We start from the raw sequence: 17,034 nt of genomic DNA, 5'->3' as shown, positions 1-17,034 counted from the left end.
CCGGTTCCTCGGCCTAGCAGCTCTTGCTGGAAGACGTGTCATAGGGTTCGGTTCGAAACACCGCCGTGGATTGAAGCAGGCGCGAGCCGTCGCCGAAGCTCGGCAGGCTCGCGTAGAGGAAGCCGAACGCGACGCGTTGCTTGACGGCCGCGGTGACGACGACGATCGATCCGGGCTGCGCGCACGCATAGTTCGAGCCGAAGCCCTTGGACCAGTCGCGCGTCTTTGTGTCCAACGGGGTCGGGATCGTGCTGCCGGCGAACGAGCTGCCCAGGGCCACGTCGAGCTTCAGGGTGTCGCAATCGAACACGGTGACGACGCGCGATGCGGTGGTGCCGCAGATCGCGGTCTTCATGGCGGCGAGCAGGGTGCCGGCGTCGCTCTGGCCCGCGTTCGAGGTCTGGAATTCTCCCGTGTAGATCGTCCGCCCGGCGCGTTGCAGCGCATCGTCGAGATCGCGCGAGGCCCAGATCAGCAGGGCCGTTTGCAGGACCATGGCCAGCAGGGCGATGAACGGCATCGCGACCAGCGCGAACTCGACGGCGCTGGCTCCATCGCGCGCCGCCGGGAAGCGACGCAGGGCCGGGCCGGTCTTCCGCTGCCGATGACGAGGATGGCGGATCGCATCGACGACCATTCCCGGGCTCAGGGCAGGGGGTTCACGGGTCGGGCGGGCGTTCATGAAAACAACGCCTATTCCACGATCCGGAGCTTCTTGTCGGAGACTTTCGTCGTGGTCGGGCAGGAGACGACGATGCGGATGTCGTCGTAGTCGCGATCGCTTCCCGCGCTCGGCGGCCGATCCTCCCACCCGTAATACATGTACTTCCCTTCGCTGCAGCTCGCGGTGGAGGTCGCCGGCGTATGGGTGGTGTTGTTGTTCGGCAGGATGCCGCCGTTGGACTTGTTCCGGCATTGGCTCAGGTTGTCGCAGACGATCGTCTCGAGGATCGGGTTCGAGACCATGTTGACCGTGGTCATGCTGCCGTTGGAATTGACGCGATAGCCCTTCATGCCCATCGTCTGAACGCGCAGTCCGGTGTCGATCATCGTATCGGTGTAGTATTGATACACCTCTTGATTGGGGTCGTCCCAGGCGGACTTGTTGCTGCGCCCGTTCCGGACGTTCCGCAGCATGTAGGACGGCGCCTCGTTGGCGCCGCAGGTCGGGGCCTTGTACTTGGAATAGTCCGACGGCGGCGTCGCGTTGTCGGCGATCGGCACCGGGATCGTGCGGCCCTTGTCGGCGGAGGCCTGCCGGGCCGGGTCGGACGAATAGCAGTAGATGTAGATCCGATTGTAGTCGGCGGCATCGGGAGACAGCTGGCTCACCGTCGGCGGAGCCGTCTCGTAGACGGGGGCGACGCGGTTGACCGTGGTCGCGGTCGCGACGGTGATCTGGCGCGGCATGCCGGGCAGCAGGTGCAGCAGGCTCGTCCGAAGCGTCGTCGAGATGGTCACGCGATAGTTCGCGCCGTCGATCCAGGTGCCGTTGATCTGATAGCCGTTCGCCGCATTGGCCGTGCCGAGGCGGGACGTGAGCTGGGCGTTGGCGAGGCGGAAGCCCTCGGCCGCCGCCGCGACCGTATCGGCGTTGGCGACGAGGAGCGCGGTCGCGTCCGCGACGCTGGCCGCGACGGCGCGGATGCGGACGGCATTGCCGTAGTCGATCGCGAGCCCGCCGGCGCCGAGCAGCAACGGCAGGCTCAGGGCGAAGATCACGACGACGTTGCCGCTCTGGTTTCGAGCCAGCGCTGGTCTCGCGCGCGACACGGCCCGACGCATCCGACATCTCCACACGCAACCCAGGCCCGAGATCACCGAGCCTGCAATCCACGGTGCATGTATAGAACCGCAATATTTAACGTGAAGTTGTTCCGCGCGAACGACCGTCCATGAGGCGTCATTGCTCAGTTCGATTTTTCGAAGACCGTAAAAAAGCGCTTAACGCACAGCAACGCGTCCCGATCTCATCGTCTCCGCGCCGAAACGAGGGGCCGGCGGTGGCGCGAAGGACGGCGTGAGACCGGGCGTCCACCGCCGCCTCCGTCCCCGGCGGGACCGAACGGCGCCGGGACACGGCCGCATTCGGGTCAGAGGTGCTTCAGCCCGAAGCTCTCGAGCAGCGGAAGCAGCTCGTCGCGGGCGCGCAGGCGGTGGCTCTGCGCGCGCTCCTGGGCCGCGGCGGCGTCGCCGAGGCGGATCGCCGCGACGATCCGCTCGTGCTCGGCGACCGAGGCCCCGAGCTCCCGGCGCAGCTTGAGCGTCAGCATGCGGGCGCGGTGCGACTGGTCGTTGATCGTCTGGTTGATCCGGATCATGCGGCCATTGCCGGCGCGCTCGACCAGGGTGCGGTGGAAATCCTCGTCGGCATGGCCCCAGGCCGCGTGGTCGCCCGCCGCCCGGGCCTCGGCCATCGCGGTGGTGGCGGCGGCGAGCCGCGCCGCCGCCGCTTCGCGCTCCGCTTCCGGCAGGCCCGCGATCAGCGCCGCCGCCCGCCCCTCGACCGCGATCACCACGTCGTAGATCTCGCGCATGTCGGCCGGCGCCAGCGCGCAGATGACGATGCCCTTGCGCGACAGGATCCGGACGAGGCCGTCCTCCTGCAGGCGGATGGCGGCCTCGTGGACCGGCGTCCGGCTCATGCCGAGGCGCAGCGCGATCTCCTGCTCGGAGGCCTGGTACCCGGGCGGAAACCGCGATTCGCGGATCTCCTCCTTCATCGCCGCATAGGCGTCGTCGACGAGGGAGGGACGCCTGTCGCCCTCCTCGGCCTTCTCCGCACGCACCCGAACCATCACGACCTCCCACCGCGGCGCAGGCCTATCAGCTTCCATGGAGGCTGCAATGCAGGCTTGACGCGGCCGCCTGCAATATCTTACCACATGCCATCTTGCATGGAAGTTGGCACTGAAGACCGACTCGATCGCTGGAGCCCATCCGAGGAGGACACGATGGACCGCACGCTCGAGCAGGCGACCATGCGCCAGGTCGCGTGGCGCCTGGTGCCGTTTATTTGCCTGCTGTACTTCGTCGCCTTCATCGACCGGGTGAACATCGGCTTCGCCGCCCTGACGATGAACAAGGACCTCGGCTTCACCTCGGCGGTGTTCGGCTTCGGCGCCGGGGTGTTCTTCTTCGGGTACTTCCTGTTCGAGGTGCCCTCGAACTACATCCTCGACAAGGTCGGCGCGCGCCTGTGGATCGCCCGGGTGATGATCACCTGGGGGATGCTGTCGGGCGCCTTCGCCTTCATCCAAGGCGAGACCAGCTTCTACGCGCTGCGCTTCCTGCTCGGCGCGGCGGAAGCCGGGTTCTTTCCCGGCATCATCCTCTACCTGACCTACTGGTTCCCGGCCCGCTACCGCGCGGCGGTGGTCTCGCTGTTCATGGCGTCGGCGCCGATCTCGGTGCTGCTCGGCTCGCCGCTCTCCAGCGCGCTCCTGGAGATGGAGGGCCTCCTCGGCCTGCACGGCTGGCAGTGGATGTTCATCGTCGAGGCGGTGCCGGCCGTGATCCTCGGGGTCGTCGTGCTGTTCTACCTCACCGACCGGCCCGAGAAGGCGACGTGGCTCGCCGACGACCAGCGCGCCTGGCTCGTCGCGGAGATGGACGCCGAGCGCGCCGGCAAGCGGGTGCACGCCAAGCACGGCCTCATGGCCGGGATCACCGACATCCGCGTGCTGGCGCTCGCGCTGATCTACTTCGGCACCTCCGCCGGCCTCTACACGCTCGGCATCTGGGCGCCGCAGATCATCAGGAGCTTCGGCCTGTCGACGCTGGCGGTCGGCTTCCTCAATGCCGTGCCGCCGACGATCGCGGTGGTCGCGATGATCCTGTGGGCGCGCCATTCCGACCGGACCGGCGAGCGCACCTGGCACGTGGTCGTCGCCTGCCTCGTCGCGGCGGCCGGCCTGATGCTGGCCGGCGGCGCCGCCTCGACGCTGGCGGTCGTCGCGGCCCTGAGCCTCGTCAACGTCGGCATCAGCTCGGCCAAGCCCCCGCTCTGGGCGATGCCGACGATGTTCCTGTCCGGCTCGGCCGCGGCGGTGGGCATCGCCACGATCAACGCGATCGGCAACCTCGGCGGCTTCGTCGGCCCCTGGGCGATCGGCTGGATCAAGGACCGCACCGGCAGCTTCACCGGCGGCCTGGTCTTCGTGGCGGCGCTCCTCGTCCTCTCGGCCGTCCTCACGCTCGTCGTCGCCCGTTCCGGGCGGCGGGCCGAGCCGGCCGGCGCCACCGCGCGCTAGAACCCCGCTCGATCCGCGCACCGCATCCCACGGAGACCCATCATGACCACCTACAGAATCGCCGCCATTCCCGCTGACGGCATCGGCATCGAAGTCATCGCCGCCGGCATCGAGGTGCTCGACGCGCTCGCCGAGAAGGCCGGCAGCTTCGATTTCCGGTTCGACCACTTCGACTGGGGCTCGGACTACTACAAGCGCCACGGCGTGATGATGCCCGCCGACGGGCGCGACCAGATCCGCCACCACGACGCGATCTTCTTCGGCGCCGTCGGCGCGCCCGACGTGCCCGACCACATCACGCTCTGGGGCCTCAGGCTCGCGATCTGCCAGCCCTTCGACCAGTACGCCAACGTCCGCCCGACCCGGATCCTGCCCGGCATCACCTCGCCGCTGCGCCACGTGTCGGGGCCGGAGCTCGACTGGGTGATCGTGCGCGAGAACTCGGAAGGCGAGTATGCGGGCGTCGGCGGGCGCGTGCACCAGGGCCATCCGAACGAGGTCGCCACCGACGTCTCGATGATGACCCGCTCCGGGGTCGACCGGATCATCCGCTACGCCTTCAAGCTCGCGCAGTCGCGCCCGCGCAAGCTCCTGACCGTGGTGACGAAGTCGAACGCCCAGCGCCACGCCATGGTGATGTGGGACGAGATCGCGGCGGAGGTCGCCCGGGACTTTCCCGACGTGACCTGGGACAAGATGCTGGTCGACGCCATGACCATGCGCATGACGATGAAGCCGCAGACCCTCGACACCATCGTCGCGACCAACCTCCACGCCGACATCCTCTCGGACCTCGCCGCGGCGCTCGCCGGCTCGCTCGGCATCGCGCCGACCGCCAACATCAACCCGGAGCGCACCTACCCGTCGATGTTCGAGCCGATCCACGGCTCGGCCTTCGACATCACGGGCAAGGGCATCGCCAACCCGATCGCCACCTTCTGGACCGCGTGCCAGATGCTGGAGCATCTCGGCGAGGCGCCGGCGGCCGACCGGCTGATGCGCGCGGTCGAGCGCGTCACCGCCGACCCGAGCCTGCACACGCCGGACCTCGGCGGCACCGCCACCACGCGCCAGGTCACCGACGCGGTCATCGCCGCGATCCGCGGCGACAACGCGTAGGTCGTTCGGGGGGCCGGGAAGCACCGCCCCGCCCCTCTCCCGTCCGGGAGAGGGGACCCGCGCCTCGACCACGCCGTGTCGCGTAACGAGCCGAGGACCATCGCATCACGTCCGCGCGACGGGCCTTCACCGGAACCATCGCCCGGGTAAGGTGGTTGCCTGCAACGCCCGACGGCCGCGTCCGGGCGAAGGAGCGTTCGATGGCCCGGATGGATCTCGCCTACACCGCCTTCGAGGGCATGCGGTTCCTGATGGCGCCGGCGCGCATGGCCGCCGACATGGCGCGGTTCGGCCTGCAGAACCCGGCCAACCCGCTCGCCTACTCGCCCTACGCCCGCTCGATGGCGGCCGGCTGCGAGATGTTCGAGCGGGCCACCCGCCGCTACGGCAAGCCGGCCTTCGGGCTGTCCGAGACCGTCGTCGACGGCGTCGCCGTGCCGGTGACCGAGCGGATCGTGTGGGAGCGGCCGTTCTGCCGGGTGATCGCGTTCGAGCGCGCCTTCGCGACCCCGCCGGCCAGCCCGCAACCGAAGCTCCTCGTGGTCGCGCCGATGTCGGGCCACTACGCGACGCTGCTGCGCGGCACCGTCGAGGCGATGCTGCCGAACCACGACGTCTTCGTCACCGACTGGTCGGATGCGCGCATGGTGCCGCTGCTCGCCGGCCGGTTCGATCTCGACAGCTACATCGACTATTGCAAGGCGATCTTCGCCGCGCTCGGGCCGGACCTGCACGTGATGGCCGTGTGCCAGCCCGCGGTGCCGGTGCTGGCGGCGATCGCGGTGATGGAGGCCGCGGGCGATCCCGGCGTGCCGGTCTCGATGACCCTGATGGGCGGGCCGATCGACACCCGCCGCTCGCCCACCGCCGTGAACTGCATGGCGCAGGAGCGCGGGCAGGCCTGGTTCGAGACCAACACGATCTCCTACGTGCCGCCGATCCATCCGGGCGCGTGGCGGGCGGTCTATCCGGGCTTCCTGCAGCTCTCGGGATTCATGGCAATGAACCTCGACCGGCACGTGACGGCCCATTCCGACATGTTCGACCATCTCGTGAAGGGCGACGGCGATTCGGCGGAGAAGCACCGCGAGTTCTACGACGAGTACCTGGCGGTGATGGACCTGACGGCCGAGTTCTACCTCCAGACCGTCGAGACGGTGTTCGTGAACCACGACCTGCCCAAGGGCACGATGCGCCACCGCGGCGTGCCGGTCGACCTGACGGCGATCCGCCGCTGCGCGATCCTCGCGGTCGAGGGCGAGAACGACGACATCTCCGGCGTCGGCCAGACGCTCGCCGCCCTCGACCTGACGCCGAACCTGCCCCAGGAGCGCAAGGCCTACCACCTGCAGCCGGGCGTCGGGCATTACGGCGTGTTCAACGGCTCGCGCTACCGCACGATCATCGCCCCGCGGATCGCCGCCTTCGTGCGCGCGATGCAGGGGCTTCCGGCCGACGCCGCGGCGCCGATTCAGCTCGCGAGCTGAGCGGCGCTTCCGACGGGGCGAAAACGCGCCGGAATCTGGCGTCGCCGCCCTGGAGGGGCGGCGGCCACGCAGCTAGACTGGCACCATGCCCTTCGCGCTGCTGCGACGCCCCGATCCCGACCATCTCGATATCGTGCATGACGGCGAGACCTACCGCGTCGCGGTGCGTCGGCGCCCGACCGCGCGGCGCCTGACGCTGCGGGTCTCGGCCGCCACCGGCGAGGTGGTGATTACCCTGCCGGCCCGCAGCGCGATCAGCACCGCCCAGCGCTTCGCCGTGAGCCACGGCGGCTGGATCGCCGCGCGCCTCGCCCGCGTGCCCGAGCGGGTGCCGTTCGCGGAGGGCGCGATGGTGCCCCTGCGCGGCGTGCCGCACCGGATCGTGCGGCGGGGCTCGCGCAGCGGCATCACTCGGATCGAGGCCGACGCGGCCGAGCCGGTGCTGTCGGTCTCCTGCGGGCCCGAGCACGTCGCCCGCCGGGTGCAGGCCTTCCTCGACGGGGAGGTGCGCCGCGACCTCGCGCGTGCGGTGGCGCACTACACGGCCAAGCTCGGCCAGGGCCCGGTGCGGATCACGGTGCGCGACACGCGCAGCCGCTGGGGCTCGTGCACCGCCGGCGGCGCCTTGAACTTCTCCTGGCGCCTGATCCTCGCGCCGCCCGTCGTGCTCGACTACCTCGTCGCCCACGAGATGGCGCACCTGCGCGAGATGAACCATTCGGCCCGGTTCTGGACGCTGCTCGGCCAGCTCTGCCCCGAGGTCGACGCGGCCGAGGCCTGGCTCAAGCGCAACGGCACGGCGCTGCATCGCTACGGGTGAGGGTGCGGATCGCGGACCGAGGACGCGCCATTCCACCGGTCCCTCCCCGTCATCCCGGGGCCGCGCAGCGGAGCCCGGAATCCAGAGCCGCGACGGCGCATACGGGAACACGACCTGCGGTTCTGGATCCCGGGCTCGCCTTCGGCGCCCCGGAATGACGGGAAGGAGCGAGAAACCGCGTGGGCGAACGGTGCGGCTTCGCGAATCTCACCCCTTCGCGCGCAGCACCCGCTCGCGCGAGACCCGTTCCGCCGGCCAGGCCGGGCGGGGGTCGACCTCGCCGGGATCGAGGGTGCGCGGGGCGACGCTGTCGCAGAGCTCGCGCTGGCGCACGACGATCGGGTTGCCGAATTCGTCGCGGCGACGGATCAGCCCGCCCTCGCGGCAGAAGCCGGCGATGGCGGCGTTGCCGTTGCGGCGGCCGTAGGGGTTCACCTCCACCGGCGGATGCTCGACCGTGAGCAGGCCGCTGCGGTTGAGCGAGCGCTCGACGTAGGTCGTCTCGCCGATCGGAAGCGGCTCGGCCGTCGCCGCGACGCCGGTGGCGCCGAGCAGCAGGACCGTCAGGGCGAGGACACGCATGGCGCCGGCTCTCGTGTGATGATGCATCGCTGCGATATCTAGGTCGCGGCGCGTCCCGGCGATAGCGCATTGTGGCAACATTCGGTCCGCACGGTGTCCGGCCGCCGCGTTTCGGGCCCGGGCGGGACGAGGCGGCGCTGAGGCCCGCGCGTTTGCCGCGGGCGCCGGCGCGGCTCGCTTGACAGCGCCGGGCCCCGCATGGTCGGAACACCCGGGTTTTCGGCAAGGCCTCCCGCCCGCAACGGGCCCGGGGGGGCGCTCGTGAAGGGATCGTCGGTGCGGCTGCACAGGAGTTTCGACCGTGTCAGGCGCCTGTCGTCGGCGCTGGCAACCGTGGCCCTCGCCGGCGGCCTGCTGGGCGGCCTCGGCGGCGCGGCGCAGGCGCAGGGCATGGTGCGCAAGACCTTCGAGGACTGGCAGCTGCGCTGCGAGACCCCGGCCGGCGCCAAGGCCGAGCAATGCGCCATGGTGCAGTACCTCGCCGCCGAGGACCGCCCGAACCTCACCTTGGTGGTCATCGTGCTGAAGACCGCCGACAACCGCGGCTACCTGCTGCGGGTGGTCGCGCCGCTCGGCGTGCTGCTGCCGTCGGGCCTCGGGCTGAAGATCGACCAGACCGACGTCGGCCGCGCCGGCTTCGTGCGCTGCCTCACCACCGGCTGCGTCGCCGAGGTGGTGATGGACGAGGGCCTCGTGCGCCAGTTCAAGGCCGGCACGCAGGCGACCTTCATCGTGTTCCAGACGCCGGAAGAGGGCGTCGGCATCCCGCTGTCGATGAAGGGCTTCGCGGCCGGGTTCGACAGCCTGAAGTGAGCATCGGGAGGCGCGGCATGATCGGGGCTTTGGGGATCGGGCGAACGGCCCTCTGCGGGCTCGCCCTCGCGCTCGGCGCGGCGCCCGCGGGTGCCGAGGAGGGCAACATCTTCTCCAGCCTGCTCAAGTACGGCGGCACCACCGTGCCGCCGTCGCAGCCCAAGGAGCTCGAGGCGCCCAACTGCCCGACCGTCGACGTGCCGGACGGCGGCGCCGCGCTCACCAACCCGGCCGGCGCCACCGGCGCCGGCATCCGCAGCCAGGTCTCCCTCGGGCGCATCGCCCGCGAGTGCACCCGGCGCGCGGACGGGTCGATCACGGTCAAGGTCGGCATCGAGGCCCGCGTCCTGCTCGGCCCCTCCGGCGCGCCCGGCCGGTTCGACGTGCCCTTCACCATCGCGATCAAGCACGACGACAAGACCGTCAGCACCCGCACCCGCCGCGTCGCGGTCTCGGTCGGGTCGGGCGAGGCCCAGGGCTTCGCCACGGTGGTGGAGGACGACATCCCCGTGCCGGCCGCCGTGAGCGCCGACTACGAGATCGTCGTCGGCCTGGGCGGCGCCCCGAAGGCGGCGGCGGCGAAGCCGAAACCCCGCCGCCGCGCGCCGGTGGCCCAGGCCCCGTCCGAGGCGCCCTCCGAAGCTCCGGCCGAGGCGGGCGCCGCGCAGTGAAGCCCAAGCCGGGAGACGGCCCGTTCCGCGCCTGACCGCCCGGCTCGACCTCGGGCGCGCGACCGCGTTCCACTGCGTGCCGGCGGCCGACCCGGTCTTCGACCGCCGCCTCGTGCTGCCGGAGATCGGCCGCGGCGGCTGGGTCGTCCTGACCTATCGCGAGCCGCCGACCGCCCGGCCGCGCCGGCCGATGCTGCGCCTGATCCGCGCCGAGGGCGCGCAGGACGTGGTGCTGCCCGGCGTCGCGCAGCCCTGCGCCCACTGGCTCGGCCTGCTCCCGGACGACCTCCGCGAGATCCGCCTCGCCGCCGGACCCGGCTTCGTGCTGGAGCGCGTCGGCCGCCGCACCGAGGCGAGCCTGTTCCTGCAAGCGCTCGCGACCCGGCCGCTCCGCGCCGTCTCCGCCCTCTACGAACGCCTGCGCGGCGACGAGCGCCGCTATCGCGACACCCTCCGCGGGACCTGCGCGGTGACGCCGCGCGCGCGGTTCTCGGATTGGGCGGCGGACCGCGCCCTCCCTCCGCCCTCCCCCGAAGGCGGGGGAGGGAAGGGGGCGTTCGGCATGATCTGCGTGCTCGTCCTGGCCGACGCGGATGCCGAAAGCCTCGCCGCGACGCTCGCGAGCCTGCGCGCGCAGACCCATCCCGACTGGCGCGCGATCGTCCTGCACGCCGCCGCCTTGCAGGCCACGCCCGACGACCCTCGCATCGCGCACGAGGCCTGGCGCGACGATCGCGGCCTCGGGGATGTCCTCGGAATCGCGCCCCTCTGCCTGCTCCGCGCCGGCGACCGGCTGAGGCCCGAGGCGCTCGCTCAGCTCTTCGCGGAGATCGGCACCGCCGACCTGATCTACGCCGACGAGCTGCGCGACGGCGCGCCCCGGCTGAAACCGGATTGGAGCCCGGATCTCGCCCGCACCACCGGCTACCAGGGCCGGCCGTGGCTCGCCGCGCCGGCCCTGCTCGCGCGCCTTCCCGAAGACCCGGCCGGGGCGATCGCGGCGTTTCCGCTCGCCCTCGACCTGTGGCTCGGCGCGCGCGCGACCCGTGTGGCGCACCTCCCGCGCATCCTCGCCGAGACCACCGGGGCCGCGCCGGATGCCGCGCCGCGCGCCGCCGCGCTCGCCCGGCATCGCACCGACGCCGCCGAGCCGGCGATCCGCGACGGCGTCGTCGACCTGCTTTGGCCGCTGCCCGAGCCGGCGCCGCGCGTCAGCATCGTGATCCCGTCGCGCGACAGGCTCGACCTGATCGAGCGGGTCTGCCGCGGCGTGCTGCACGAGACCGCCTACCCTGCGATCGAGTGCGTGATCGTCGACAACGGCTCGACCGATCCGGCGGTGCTCGCTCACTACGACGCGCTCCGGCGCGATCGGCGGGTGCGGATCGTCGCGTTCGATGCGCCCTTCAACTTCTCGGCGATGGTCAATGCCGGGGTGGCGGCCGCGACCGGCGCCGTCGTCGTGCTGCTCAACAACGACGTGGCGGTGCTGCACCCGGATTGGCTCGACGCGATGGTCCGGCAGGCGCTGCGGCCGGAGGTCGGCGCGGTCGGCGCCAAGCTGCTCTACGCGAACGGCACGTTGCAGCATGCCGGCGTCGTCGTCGGGCTCGGCGGGCGGGCCGGGCACATCCTGCGCAAGCGCCCCGCGGGCAGCCCCGGCCGTCTCGGGCAGATGCGGGTCGCGCACGAGGTCTCGGCCGTCACCGCCGCGTGCCTCGCTGTTTCACGGGAAAACTATCGGGCGGTCGGCGGCTTCGACGCGGAGGCGTTCCCGGTCGATTTCAACGACGTGGATTTCTGCCTCCGCCTCGGGGCGGCCGGTTGCAAGACGGTGTGGACGCCGGCCGCCACCCTGGCCCACCTCGAATCGGTGAGCCGCGGCCCGTCGGTGGGCGCCAAGCGCATCCGGTTCGAGGCGGAGGCCGCCCGCTTCACCGAGCGCTGGCGCGACGTGATCCGGCACGATCCGTTCTATCATCCCGCCCTGTCGCTCACGACCTTTGGCGAGGACCTGGAATAGCCATGGCTGGCTCGGGCACGCGCGCCGTCGCCGCCACCCTGGCGCGTCATCCGCGGCGGACCTTCGCGATCCTCTGGGCCCGCCTCACCGGCCGGCGCCTGCGCGCGCGCCAGCAATGCGCGGCCCTCGTCGGCATCGATCACCGCCTGGCGCTGCCGCCCGGGATCCTGGACCGGTTTCCGACCGAGCCCGTCCCGTCCGACGATCCCGACCTCCGCCTGCTCACGGCACCGGGTCACGCGCTCGTCGCGGGCGCCCGCCGGGCCTTCGCCGCCGCCTTCGCCGCCGATCCGAGCCTGCACGCGCTCTACGGTGACGCGCTGGTCCAGGCTTCGCCCGGCGGCCCGGTGTTCCCGCTGCTGCGCCCGGCCTTCGATCCAGACTACCTGATGGCCGTCGATTGGCTCGGCCCGGTGCTCGCCGTGCGCCGGACGAGCCTTTGCGCGATCGCCGGCGGGGACGCGGAGATCTCGGCCCTCGACGCCGCCTTGCGCATCGTCGAGCGCTTCGGCCCGGACGCGATCGGGCACCTGCCGGGGATCGTGTCGGTTCGGATCGGGCCGGACCTCGCTTCCGACCGCGCGTCTTCCCTCCCCCCTCTGCGGGGGAGGGGACCCTCCGAAGGCGGGCGGGAGAGGGGAGCGACCGATCCGGCTACGGCGCTCCCCGCTCCCGACCCTCGCTCGCGCGAGGCCCACCCTCTCCCGCTTCAGGGCGAGGGAAGGCGGGGGCCGCGAGACGCCCATCTCGAAACCCGGCTCGCCAGCCTACGCCGCCACCTCGACCGCACTGGTCGGGCCGTGACCGGGCTGGCGCGCGAACCCGACGGCGTCGTCTCGGCCCTGCATCCGCTGCCCGATCCGCTTCCCCTGGTCAGCGTCATCGTCCCGACCCGCGACCGGGTCGATCTGCTGCGCGCGTGCCTCGACGGCCTGCGCACCCGCACCGACTGGCCGACCCTCGAGATCCTGATCGCCGACAACGACAGCCGCGCGCCCGAGACCCTGGCCTACTTCCGCGCCCTCGAAGGCGAGGGGGTGCGCGTCGTCGCCTGCCCGGGGCCGTTCGACTTCGCCGGCATGAACAACGCGGCCGCCGCGCTGGCGCGGGGCGCGCTGCTCGCCTTCGTCAACAACGACGTCGAGGCCTTCAGGCCGGATTGGCTCGGGCGGATGGTGCGCGAGGCGCTGCGGCCCGAGATCGGCGCGGTCGGCGCCAAGCTGCTCGACGGGGAGGGCCGGATCCAGCACGCCGGCATCGTGCTCGGCACCGGAGGCCTCGCCACCCACGCGCATCGGCACTTCCCCGGGGACGCCCCCGGCGACGGCATGCGCCTGCGGGCGACGCATGCGGTCTCGGCCGTCACCGCCGCCTGCCTCGTGGTCGAGGCGGCCAAGTTCCGCGCGGTCGGCGGCTTCGACGCCGCGCATTTCGCGGTCGACTTCAACGACGTCGACCTGTGCCTGCGCCTGAACGCGGCCGGCCACCGCACGCTGATGGTGCCAAGCGCGGTGCTGCATCACCGCGAGGGCGCGAGCCGTAGGCGCTCGCCGGAGGCCGAAAGCCGCCACGCCCGCGAGGTCGCGGCATTCAAAATGCGATGGGGGCCGCTGCTGGCGCAGGACCCCCATTATCATCCGGGCTTCGATCCCGATCTCTCGACCCACGCGCGGCTGCGCGCGGGCGCCGTCGACGGCCCTACTGGACCAGGCGCGGTCCGCCGGTCTGGACCTTCTCGTTCTCCGACATGATCCCGAGCCGCTTGGCGACCTCGGTATAGGCCTCGATCAGGCCGCCGAGATCCTTGCGGAAGCGGTCCTTGTCGAGCTTGTCGGCGGACTTGATGTCCCACAGCCGGCACGAATCCGGGGAGATCTCGTCGGCGACGACGATGCGCATCATGTCGCCCTCCCACAGGCGGCCGGTCTCGATCTTGAAGTCCACCAGGCGGATGCCGACGCCGAGGAACAGGCCCGACAGGAAGTCGTTGACGCGGATCGCCAGCGCCATGATGTCGTCGATCTCCTGGGGCGTCGCCCAGCCGAACGCGGTGATGTGCTCCTCCGACACCATCGGGTCGTTGAGCGCGTCGTTCTTGTAGTAGAACTCGATGATCGAGCGCGGCAGCTGGGTGCCCTCCTCGAGCCCGAGCCGCGTCGCCAGCGAGCCGGCGGCGACGTTGCGCACCACCACCTCGAGCGGGATGATCTCGACTTCGCGGATCAGCTGCTCGCGCATGTTGAGCCGGCGAATGAAATGGGTCGGCACGCCGATGTCGTTGAGGTGCTGGAAGACGAACTCCGAGATCCGGTTGTTCAGCACGCCCTTGCCGTCGATGATCTCGTGCTTCTTCGCGTTGAAGGCGGTCGCGTCGTCCTTGAAGTGCTGGATGAGCGTTCCCGGCTCCGGACCCTCGTAGAGGACCTTCGCCTTGCCCTCGTAGATGCGACGGCGGCGGTTCATAGGCGTGTACCGTGGTTTGAGGAAGTCCATCGGGCCGTGGCTCCTTGGCGACGAGACGTGCGCGGATTCCGCGGCGTTCAGACCTCGGGAGAGGTCGGGCCGCGGGCACATGTCATGGCTGGGAACCCCGGCGACCGTGCCGCAAACTACCCGAAGCGCGCTGGCAGCACAACGCGTTAGCCGGGTGGGGGATACGCGCGGCGCGCCTTCCTCGGCCTTGGTCGACGCCGGCGTTCGTCCGTCGCGCGCACGCTTCCCGCCCCCGCCTCGTCATCCCGGGCTCGCCTTCGGCGCCCCGGGATGGCGGGCGGGATGACGGGATGCCTTCCCCCTTGCAGGCCTCGCACCGGGGCGCCCCCTCACGCCGTCTTGTCCGGGTAGCGGCACAGGTCGGCGATCGGGCAGTTCGGGCAGTCGGGCTTGCGCGCCTTGCAGACGTAGCGGCCGAACAGGATCAGCCAGTGGTGGGCATTGAGGCGGAAGGGCTCGGGCACCAGCGCCTCCAGCCCGGCCTGGACCTTGTCGGTGGTGGCGGCGACCACCAGCGGGATGCGGTTGGCGACGCGGAAGATGTGGGTGTCGACCGCGATGCGGGCCTCGCCGAAGGCGACGTTGAGCACCACGCTCGCGGTCTTGGCGCCGACGCCGGGCAGCACCTGCAGCTCCGCCTGGCTGCGCGGAACCACCCCGCCGTGCTGCTCGACCAGGATGCGCGAGAGCGCAATCACGTTCTTCGCCTTGGTGTTGAACAGCCCGATCGTGCGGATGAAGTCGCGCACCCGGTCCTCGCCGAGCGCCAGCATCGCCTCCGGGGTGTCGGCGATCGCGAAGAGCGGCCCGGTCGCCCGGTTCACGCCGACGTCGGTCGCCTGGGCCGACAGCACCACCGCGACGAGCAGCGTGTAGGGGTTGAGGAACGTGAGCTCGGCCCGCGGCTCGGGATTGGCCGCCCGCAGGCGCGAGAAGATCGCGACGACGGCCTCGGGGCCGACCGGATCGGGCGCGCGGGTGGCGCGTGCGACGATCGGTCGGGCGAGCGTGCCCCCGATCGCGGCTTTCTTCACGGCGGGCGGCTTCCTGGCTGGCATCGTCGGGTTATATTGGCCCCATGGCGAGCGGCAACCTCCACGTCCACCCGGACGGCCTCGATCCCGATACCATCGACCGGCCGGTGTTCTCGGCCACCATCCGGCCGGCCCAGTCCCTGAGCCGCGCCGGCTTCAAGGTGGTGATGACGGGCTGCTGCCTGGTCTCGCTGGTGATCTCGGTGTGGTGCTGGCGCATGGGCTTCTGGCCGGTCGCCGGCTTCTTCGGCCTCGACATGCTGGCGATCTACGCCGCGCTCAAGGTCAGCTTCCGCCGCGGCCGCTCCTTCGAGGAGGTGATGATCTCCCAGCTCGAGATCCTGCTCACCCGCGTCAGCCACCGCGGCGAGCGCCACCAATGGCGCTTCAACCCGCTCTGGACCAAGCTCACCCAGGTCGAGGACGAGGAGTTCGGGTTGCAGCGCCTGACCCTGGTCTCGCGCCGGGAATACGTCGTCGTCGCCCGCGACGCCTCGCCCGACGAGCGCGCCCGCATCGCCCGCGGCCTCACCGGCGCGCTGGCGCAGGTGAAGAAGGGGTACTGACCGGGGCGCCGCGTGTCTCCCGGCCTCGCCGGCACGGAAGATGCCTCGTCCCCCACACCCCAGCGGATGACGCCCGTGCACGACACCTCCACCATCGACCGACGCGCCCTGCTCGGCGGGATCGCGACGGCTGCGGCCCTCGCGGCATCGCCCGCCCGGGCGAGCGGCACGAACGCGCTCACCGCCGCCTCCGCGAGCGCGCTGGCCGAGGCGATCCGCACCCGGCGGGTCACCGCCGCGGAGGTGGTCGAGGCGCATCTGGCCCGCATCGCTGCGGTCAACCCGCAGCTCAACGCCGTCGTGCAGCTCACCGCCGACTCCGCGCGGCGCGAGGCGGCGGCTGCCGACGCCGCCCTGGCGCGGGGCGAGGCGCCGAAACCGCTGCACGGCGTCCCGGTGACGATCAAGGACACGCTGGAGACCGCGGGCGTGGTCTGCACCGGCGGCACGCTGGGCCGGGCCGCCTACGTGCCGAAGGCCGACGCGACTGCGGTGGCCCGCCTTCGCGCGGCCGGCGCGATCGTGCTCGGCAAGACCAACGTGCCGGAGCTCGCCGGCGCGCTGGAGACCGACAACCTCGTCTACGGCCGCACCAACAACCCCTACGACCTCGCCCGCACGCCGGGCGGCAGCAGCGGCGGTGAGGCGGCGATCGTCGCGGCCGGCGGCTCGCCCCTCGGCCTCGGCACCGATGCCGGCGGCAGCATCCGCGTCCCGGCGCATTATTGCGGGCTGGCCGCGCTCAAGCCGACCTCGGGCCGCATCCCGCGCACCGGGCAGTTTCCCCGGCCGATGGGTGCCCGCAACAGCGTGTTCCACGTCAGCCTGATCGCCCGCCGCGTCGACGACCTCGCCCTCGCGCTGCCCATCGTCGCCGGGCCGGATTTTCGCGACTACACCATCGTCGACATGCCGTTGTGCGATCCGGACACCGTTGGCCTGCGCGGGCTGAAGCTCGCCTTCTTCGACGACGACGGCGCCTCGGCCCCGACGCCGGAGATCGCGGCGGCCGTGCGCGCGGCGGCGAGGGCGTTCGCGGAGGCCGGCCTGACGGTCGAGGAGCGCCGCCTGCCGGAGTCCGAGACGGCGGCGGCGGTCTACTACGACATGACCCGCGGCGACGGGGGGGCCGGCACCCGGGCCTTCCTGCGCTCGATCGGGACCGAGCGGATC

At 71.6% G+C, this 17,034-nt stretch carries 16 protein-coding genes (1 of these 16 running past the window's edge); 10 read left to right on the top strand and 6 right to left on the bottom strand.

The genetic code is table 11. The annotated features are described in order from the left end of the window. Window positions 1–13 precede the first annotated feature (13 nt). The 3 genes from ACFZ8E_RS26250 to ACFZ8E_RS26240 all read right to left on the bottom strand — a co-directional run bounded on the left by ACFZ8E_RS26250 (window position 14) and on the right by ACFZ8E_RS26240 (window position 2,798). Entirely contained in the window at window positions 14–682 is a 669-nt protein-coding gene (locus ACFZ8E_RS26250; RefSeq protein WP_405044273.1) for a TadE/TadG family type IV pilus assembly protein, read from the bottom strand. 11 nt (window positions 683–693) lie between these two features. Further along, the gene (locus tag ACFZ8E_RS26245) at window positions 694–1,785 is read right to left on the bottom strand and encodes a pilus assembly protein TadG-related protein (protein WP_147729039.1); all 1,092 of its coding nucleotides are present in this window, start codon (window positions 1,783–1,785) and stop codon (window positions 694–696) included. 308 nt (window positions 1,786–2,093) lie between these two features. After that, window positions 2,094–2,798, bottom strand: a complete 705-nt coding sequence (locus ACFZ8E_RS26240; protein WP_147859472.1) for a GntR family transcriptional regulator — start codon at window positions 2,796–2,798, stop codon at window positions 2,094–2,096. A 156-nt stretch (window positions 2,799–2,954) separates the two neighbouring features. Between ACFZ8E_RS26240 and ACFZ8E_RS26235 the strand changes: the two genes are divergently transcribed. From ACFZ8E_RS26235 to ACFZ8E_RS26220, 4 genes are all read left to right on the top strand, one after another. After that, on the top strand, window positions 2,955–4,253 hold the full coding sequence (locus ACFZ8E_RS26235) for an MFS transporter (protein ID WP_405044272.1): 1,299 nt from the start codon (window positions 2,955–2,957) through the stop codon (window positions 4,251–4,253). 42 nt (window positions 4,254–4,295) lie between these two features. Beyond that, a complete protein-coding gene (locus ACFZ8E_RS26230; RefSeq protein WP_147727964.1) occupies window positions 4,296–5,372 on the top strand; it encodes a tartrate dehydrogenase in 1,077 nt (358 codons plus the stop codon). 209 nt (window positions 5,373–5,581) lie between these two features. Next, window positions 5,582–6,859 (top strand): polyhydroxyalkanoate depolymerase, encoded by a 1,278-nt coding sequence (locus ACFZ8E_RS26225; RefSeq protein ID WP_243938219.1) that lies wholly within the window; start codon window positions 5,582–5,584, stop codon window positions 6,857–6,859. A gap of 85 nt (window positions 6,860–6,944) precedes the next feature. Beyond that, window positions 6,945–7,679, top strand: coding sequence for a M48 family metallopeptidase (locus tag ACFZ8E_RS26220; protein ID WP_147727963.1), 735 nt, complete (start codon window positions 6,945–6,947; stop codon window positions 7,677–7,679). 207 nt (window positions 7,680–7,886) lie between these two features. Here the strand turns inward: ACFZ8E_RS26220 and ACFZ8E_RS26215 are convergent, their stop codons facing one another. Continuing rightward, window positions 7,887–8,261 (bottom strand): hypothetical protein, encoded by a 375-nt coding sequence (locus tag ACFZ8E_RS26215; RefSeq protein WP_147727962.1) that lies wholly within the window; start codon window positions 8,259–8,261, stop codon window positions 7,887–7,889. Window positions 8,262–8,537: 276 nt separating this feature from the next. Between ACFZ8E_RS26215 and ACFZ8E_RS26210 the strand changes: the two genes are divergently transcribed. The 4 genes from ACFZ8E_RS26210 (at window position 8,538) to ACFZ8E_RS26195 (ending at window position 13,519) form a co-directional block, all read left to right on the top strand. After that, window positions 8,538–9,074 carry an invasion associated locus B family protein gene (locus ACFZ8E_RS26210; protein WP_243938115.1) on the top strand — a complete coding sequence of 179 codons (537 nt, stop codon included), beginning with the start codon at window positions 8,538–8,540 and terminating at the stop codon, window positions 9,072–9,074. 17 nt (window positions 9,075–9,091) lie between these two features. Then, entirely contained in the window at window positions 9,092–9,745 is a 654-nt protein-coding gene (locus ACFZ8E_RS26205; RefSeq protein WP_405044271.1) for a hypothetical protein, read from the top strand. Between the two features lie 190 nt (window positions 9,746–9,935). Then, entirely contained in the window at window positions 9,936–11,768 is a 1,833-nt protein-coding gene (locus tag ACFZ8E_RS26200) for a glycosyltransferase (RefSeq protein ID WP_405044455.1), read from the top strand. Between the two features lie 2 nt (window positions 11,769–11,770). Then, entirely contained in the window at window positions 11,771–13,519 is a 1,749-nt protein-coding gene (locus tag ACFZ8E_RS26195) for a glycosyltransferase (protein WP_405044270.1), read from the top strand. Here the strand turns inward: ACFZ8E_RS26195 and purC are convergent. Continuing rightward, window positions 13,467–14,261 (bottom strand): phosphoribosylaminoimidazolesuccinocarboxamide synthase, encoded by a 795-nt coding sequence (purC, locus tag ACFZ8E_RS26190; protein ID WP_147728905.1) that lies wholly within the window; start codon window positions 14,259–14,261, stop codon window positions 13,467–13,469. The two genes, ACFZ8E_RS26195 and purC, sit on opposite strands and share 53 nt — an antisense overlap. Before the next feature lie 329 nt (window positions 14,262–14,590). After that, a complete protein-coding gene (gene nth / locus ACFZ8E_RS26185) occupies window positions 14,591–15,319 on the bottom strand; it encodes an endonuclease III (protein ID WP_147728906.1) in 729 nt (242 codons plus the stop codon). Between the two features lie 20 nt (window positions 15,320–15,339). On the opposite strand from nth, the gene ACFZ8E_RS26180 reads away from it, so the two are divergent. Both ACFZ8E_RS26180 and ACFZ8E_RS26175 read left to right on the top strand, forming a co-directional pair. Continuing rightward, complete coding sequence (locus ACFZ8E_RS26180) at window positions 15,340–15,861, top strand: DUF2244 domain-containing protein (protein ID WP_147728907.1); 522 nt, start codon at window positions 15,340–15,342, stop codon at window positions 15,859–15,861. 75 nt (window positions 15,862–15,936) lie between these two features. Continuing rightward, window positions 15,937–17,034: the 5' portion of an amidase gene (locus ACFZ8E_RS26175; protein ID WP_405044269.1), read on the top strand. Its footprint extends 393 nt past the window's final position; the window shows 1,098 of its 1,491 coding nt (coding positions 1–1,098); its start codon is at window positions 15,937–15,939; its stop codon lies beyond the right edge, outside the window.

Source organism: Methylobacterium sp. HMF5984 (genome assembly GCF_045033435.1).
Taxonomy (GTDB): Bacteria; Pseudomonadota; Alphaproteobacteria; order Rhizobiales; family Beijerinckiaceae; genus Methylobacterium.
The sequence above is the reverse complement of the archived record's forward strand: the minus strand, read 5'-3'. Positions and strand labels throughout refer to the sequence as shown.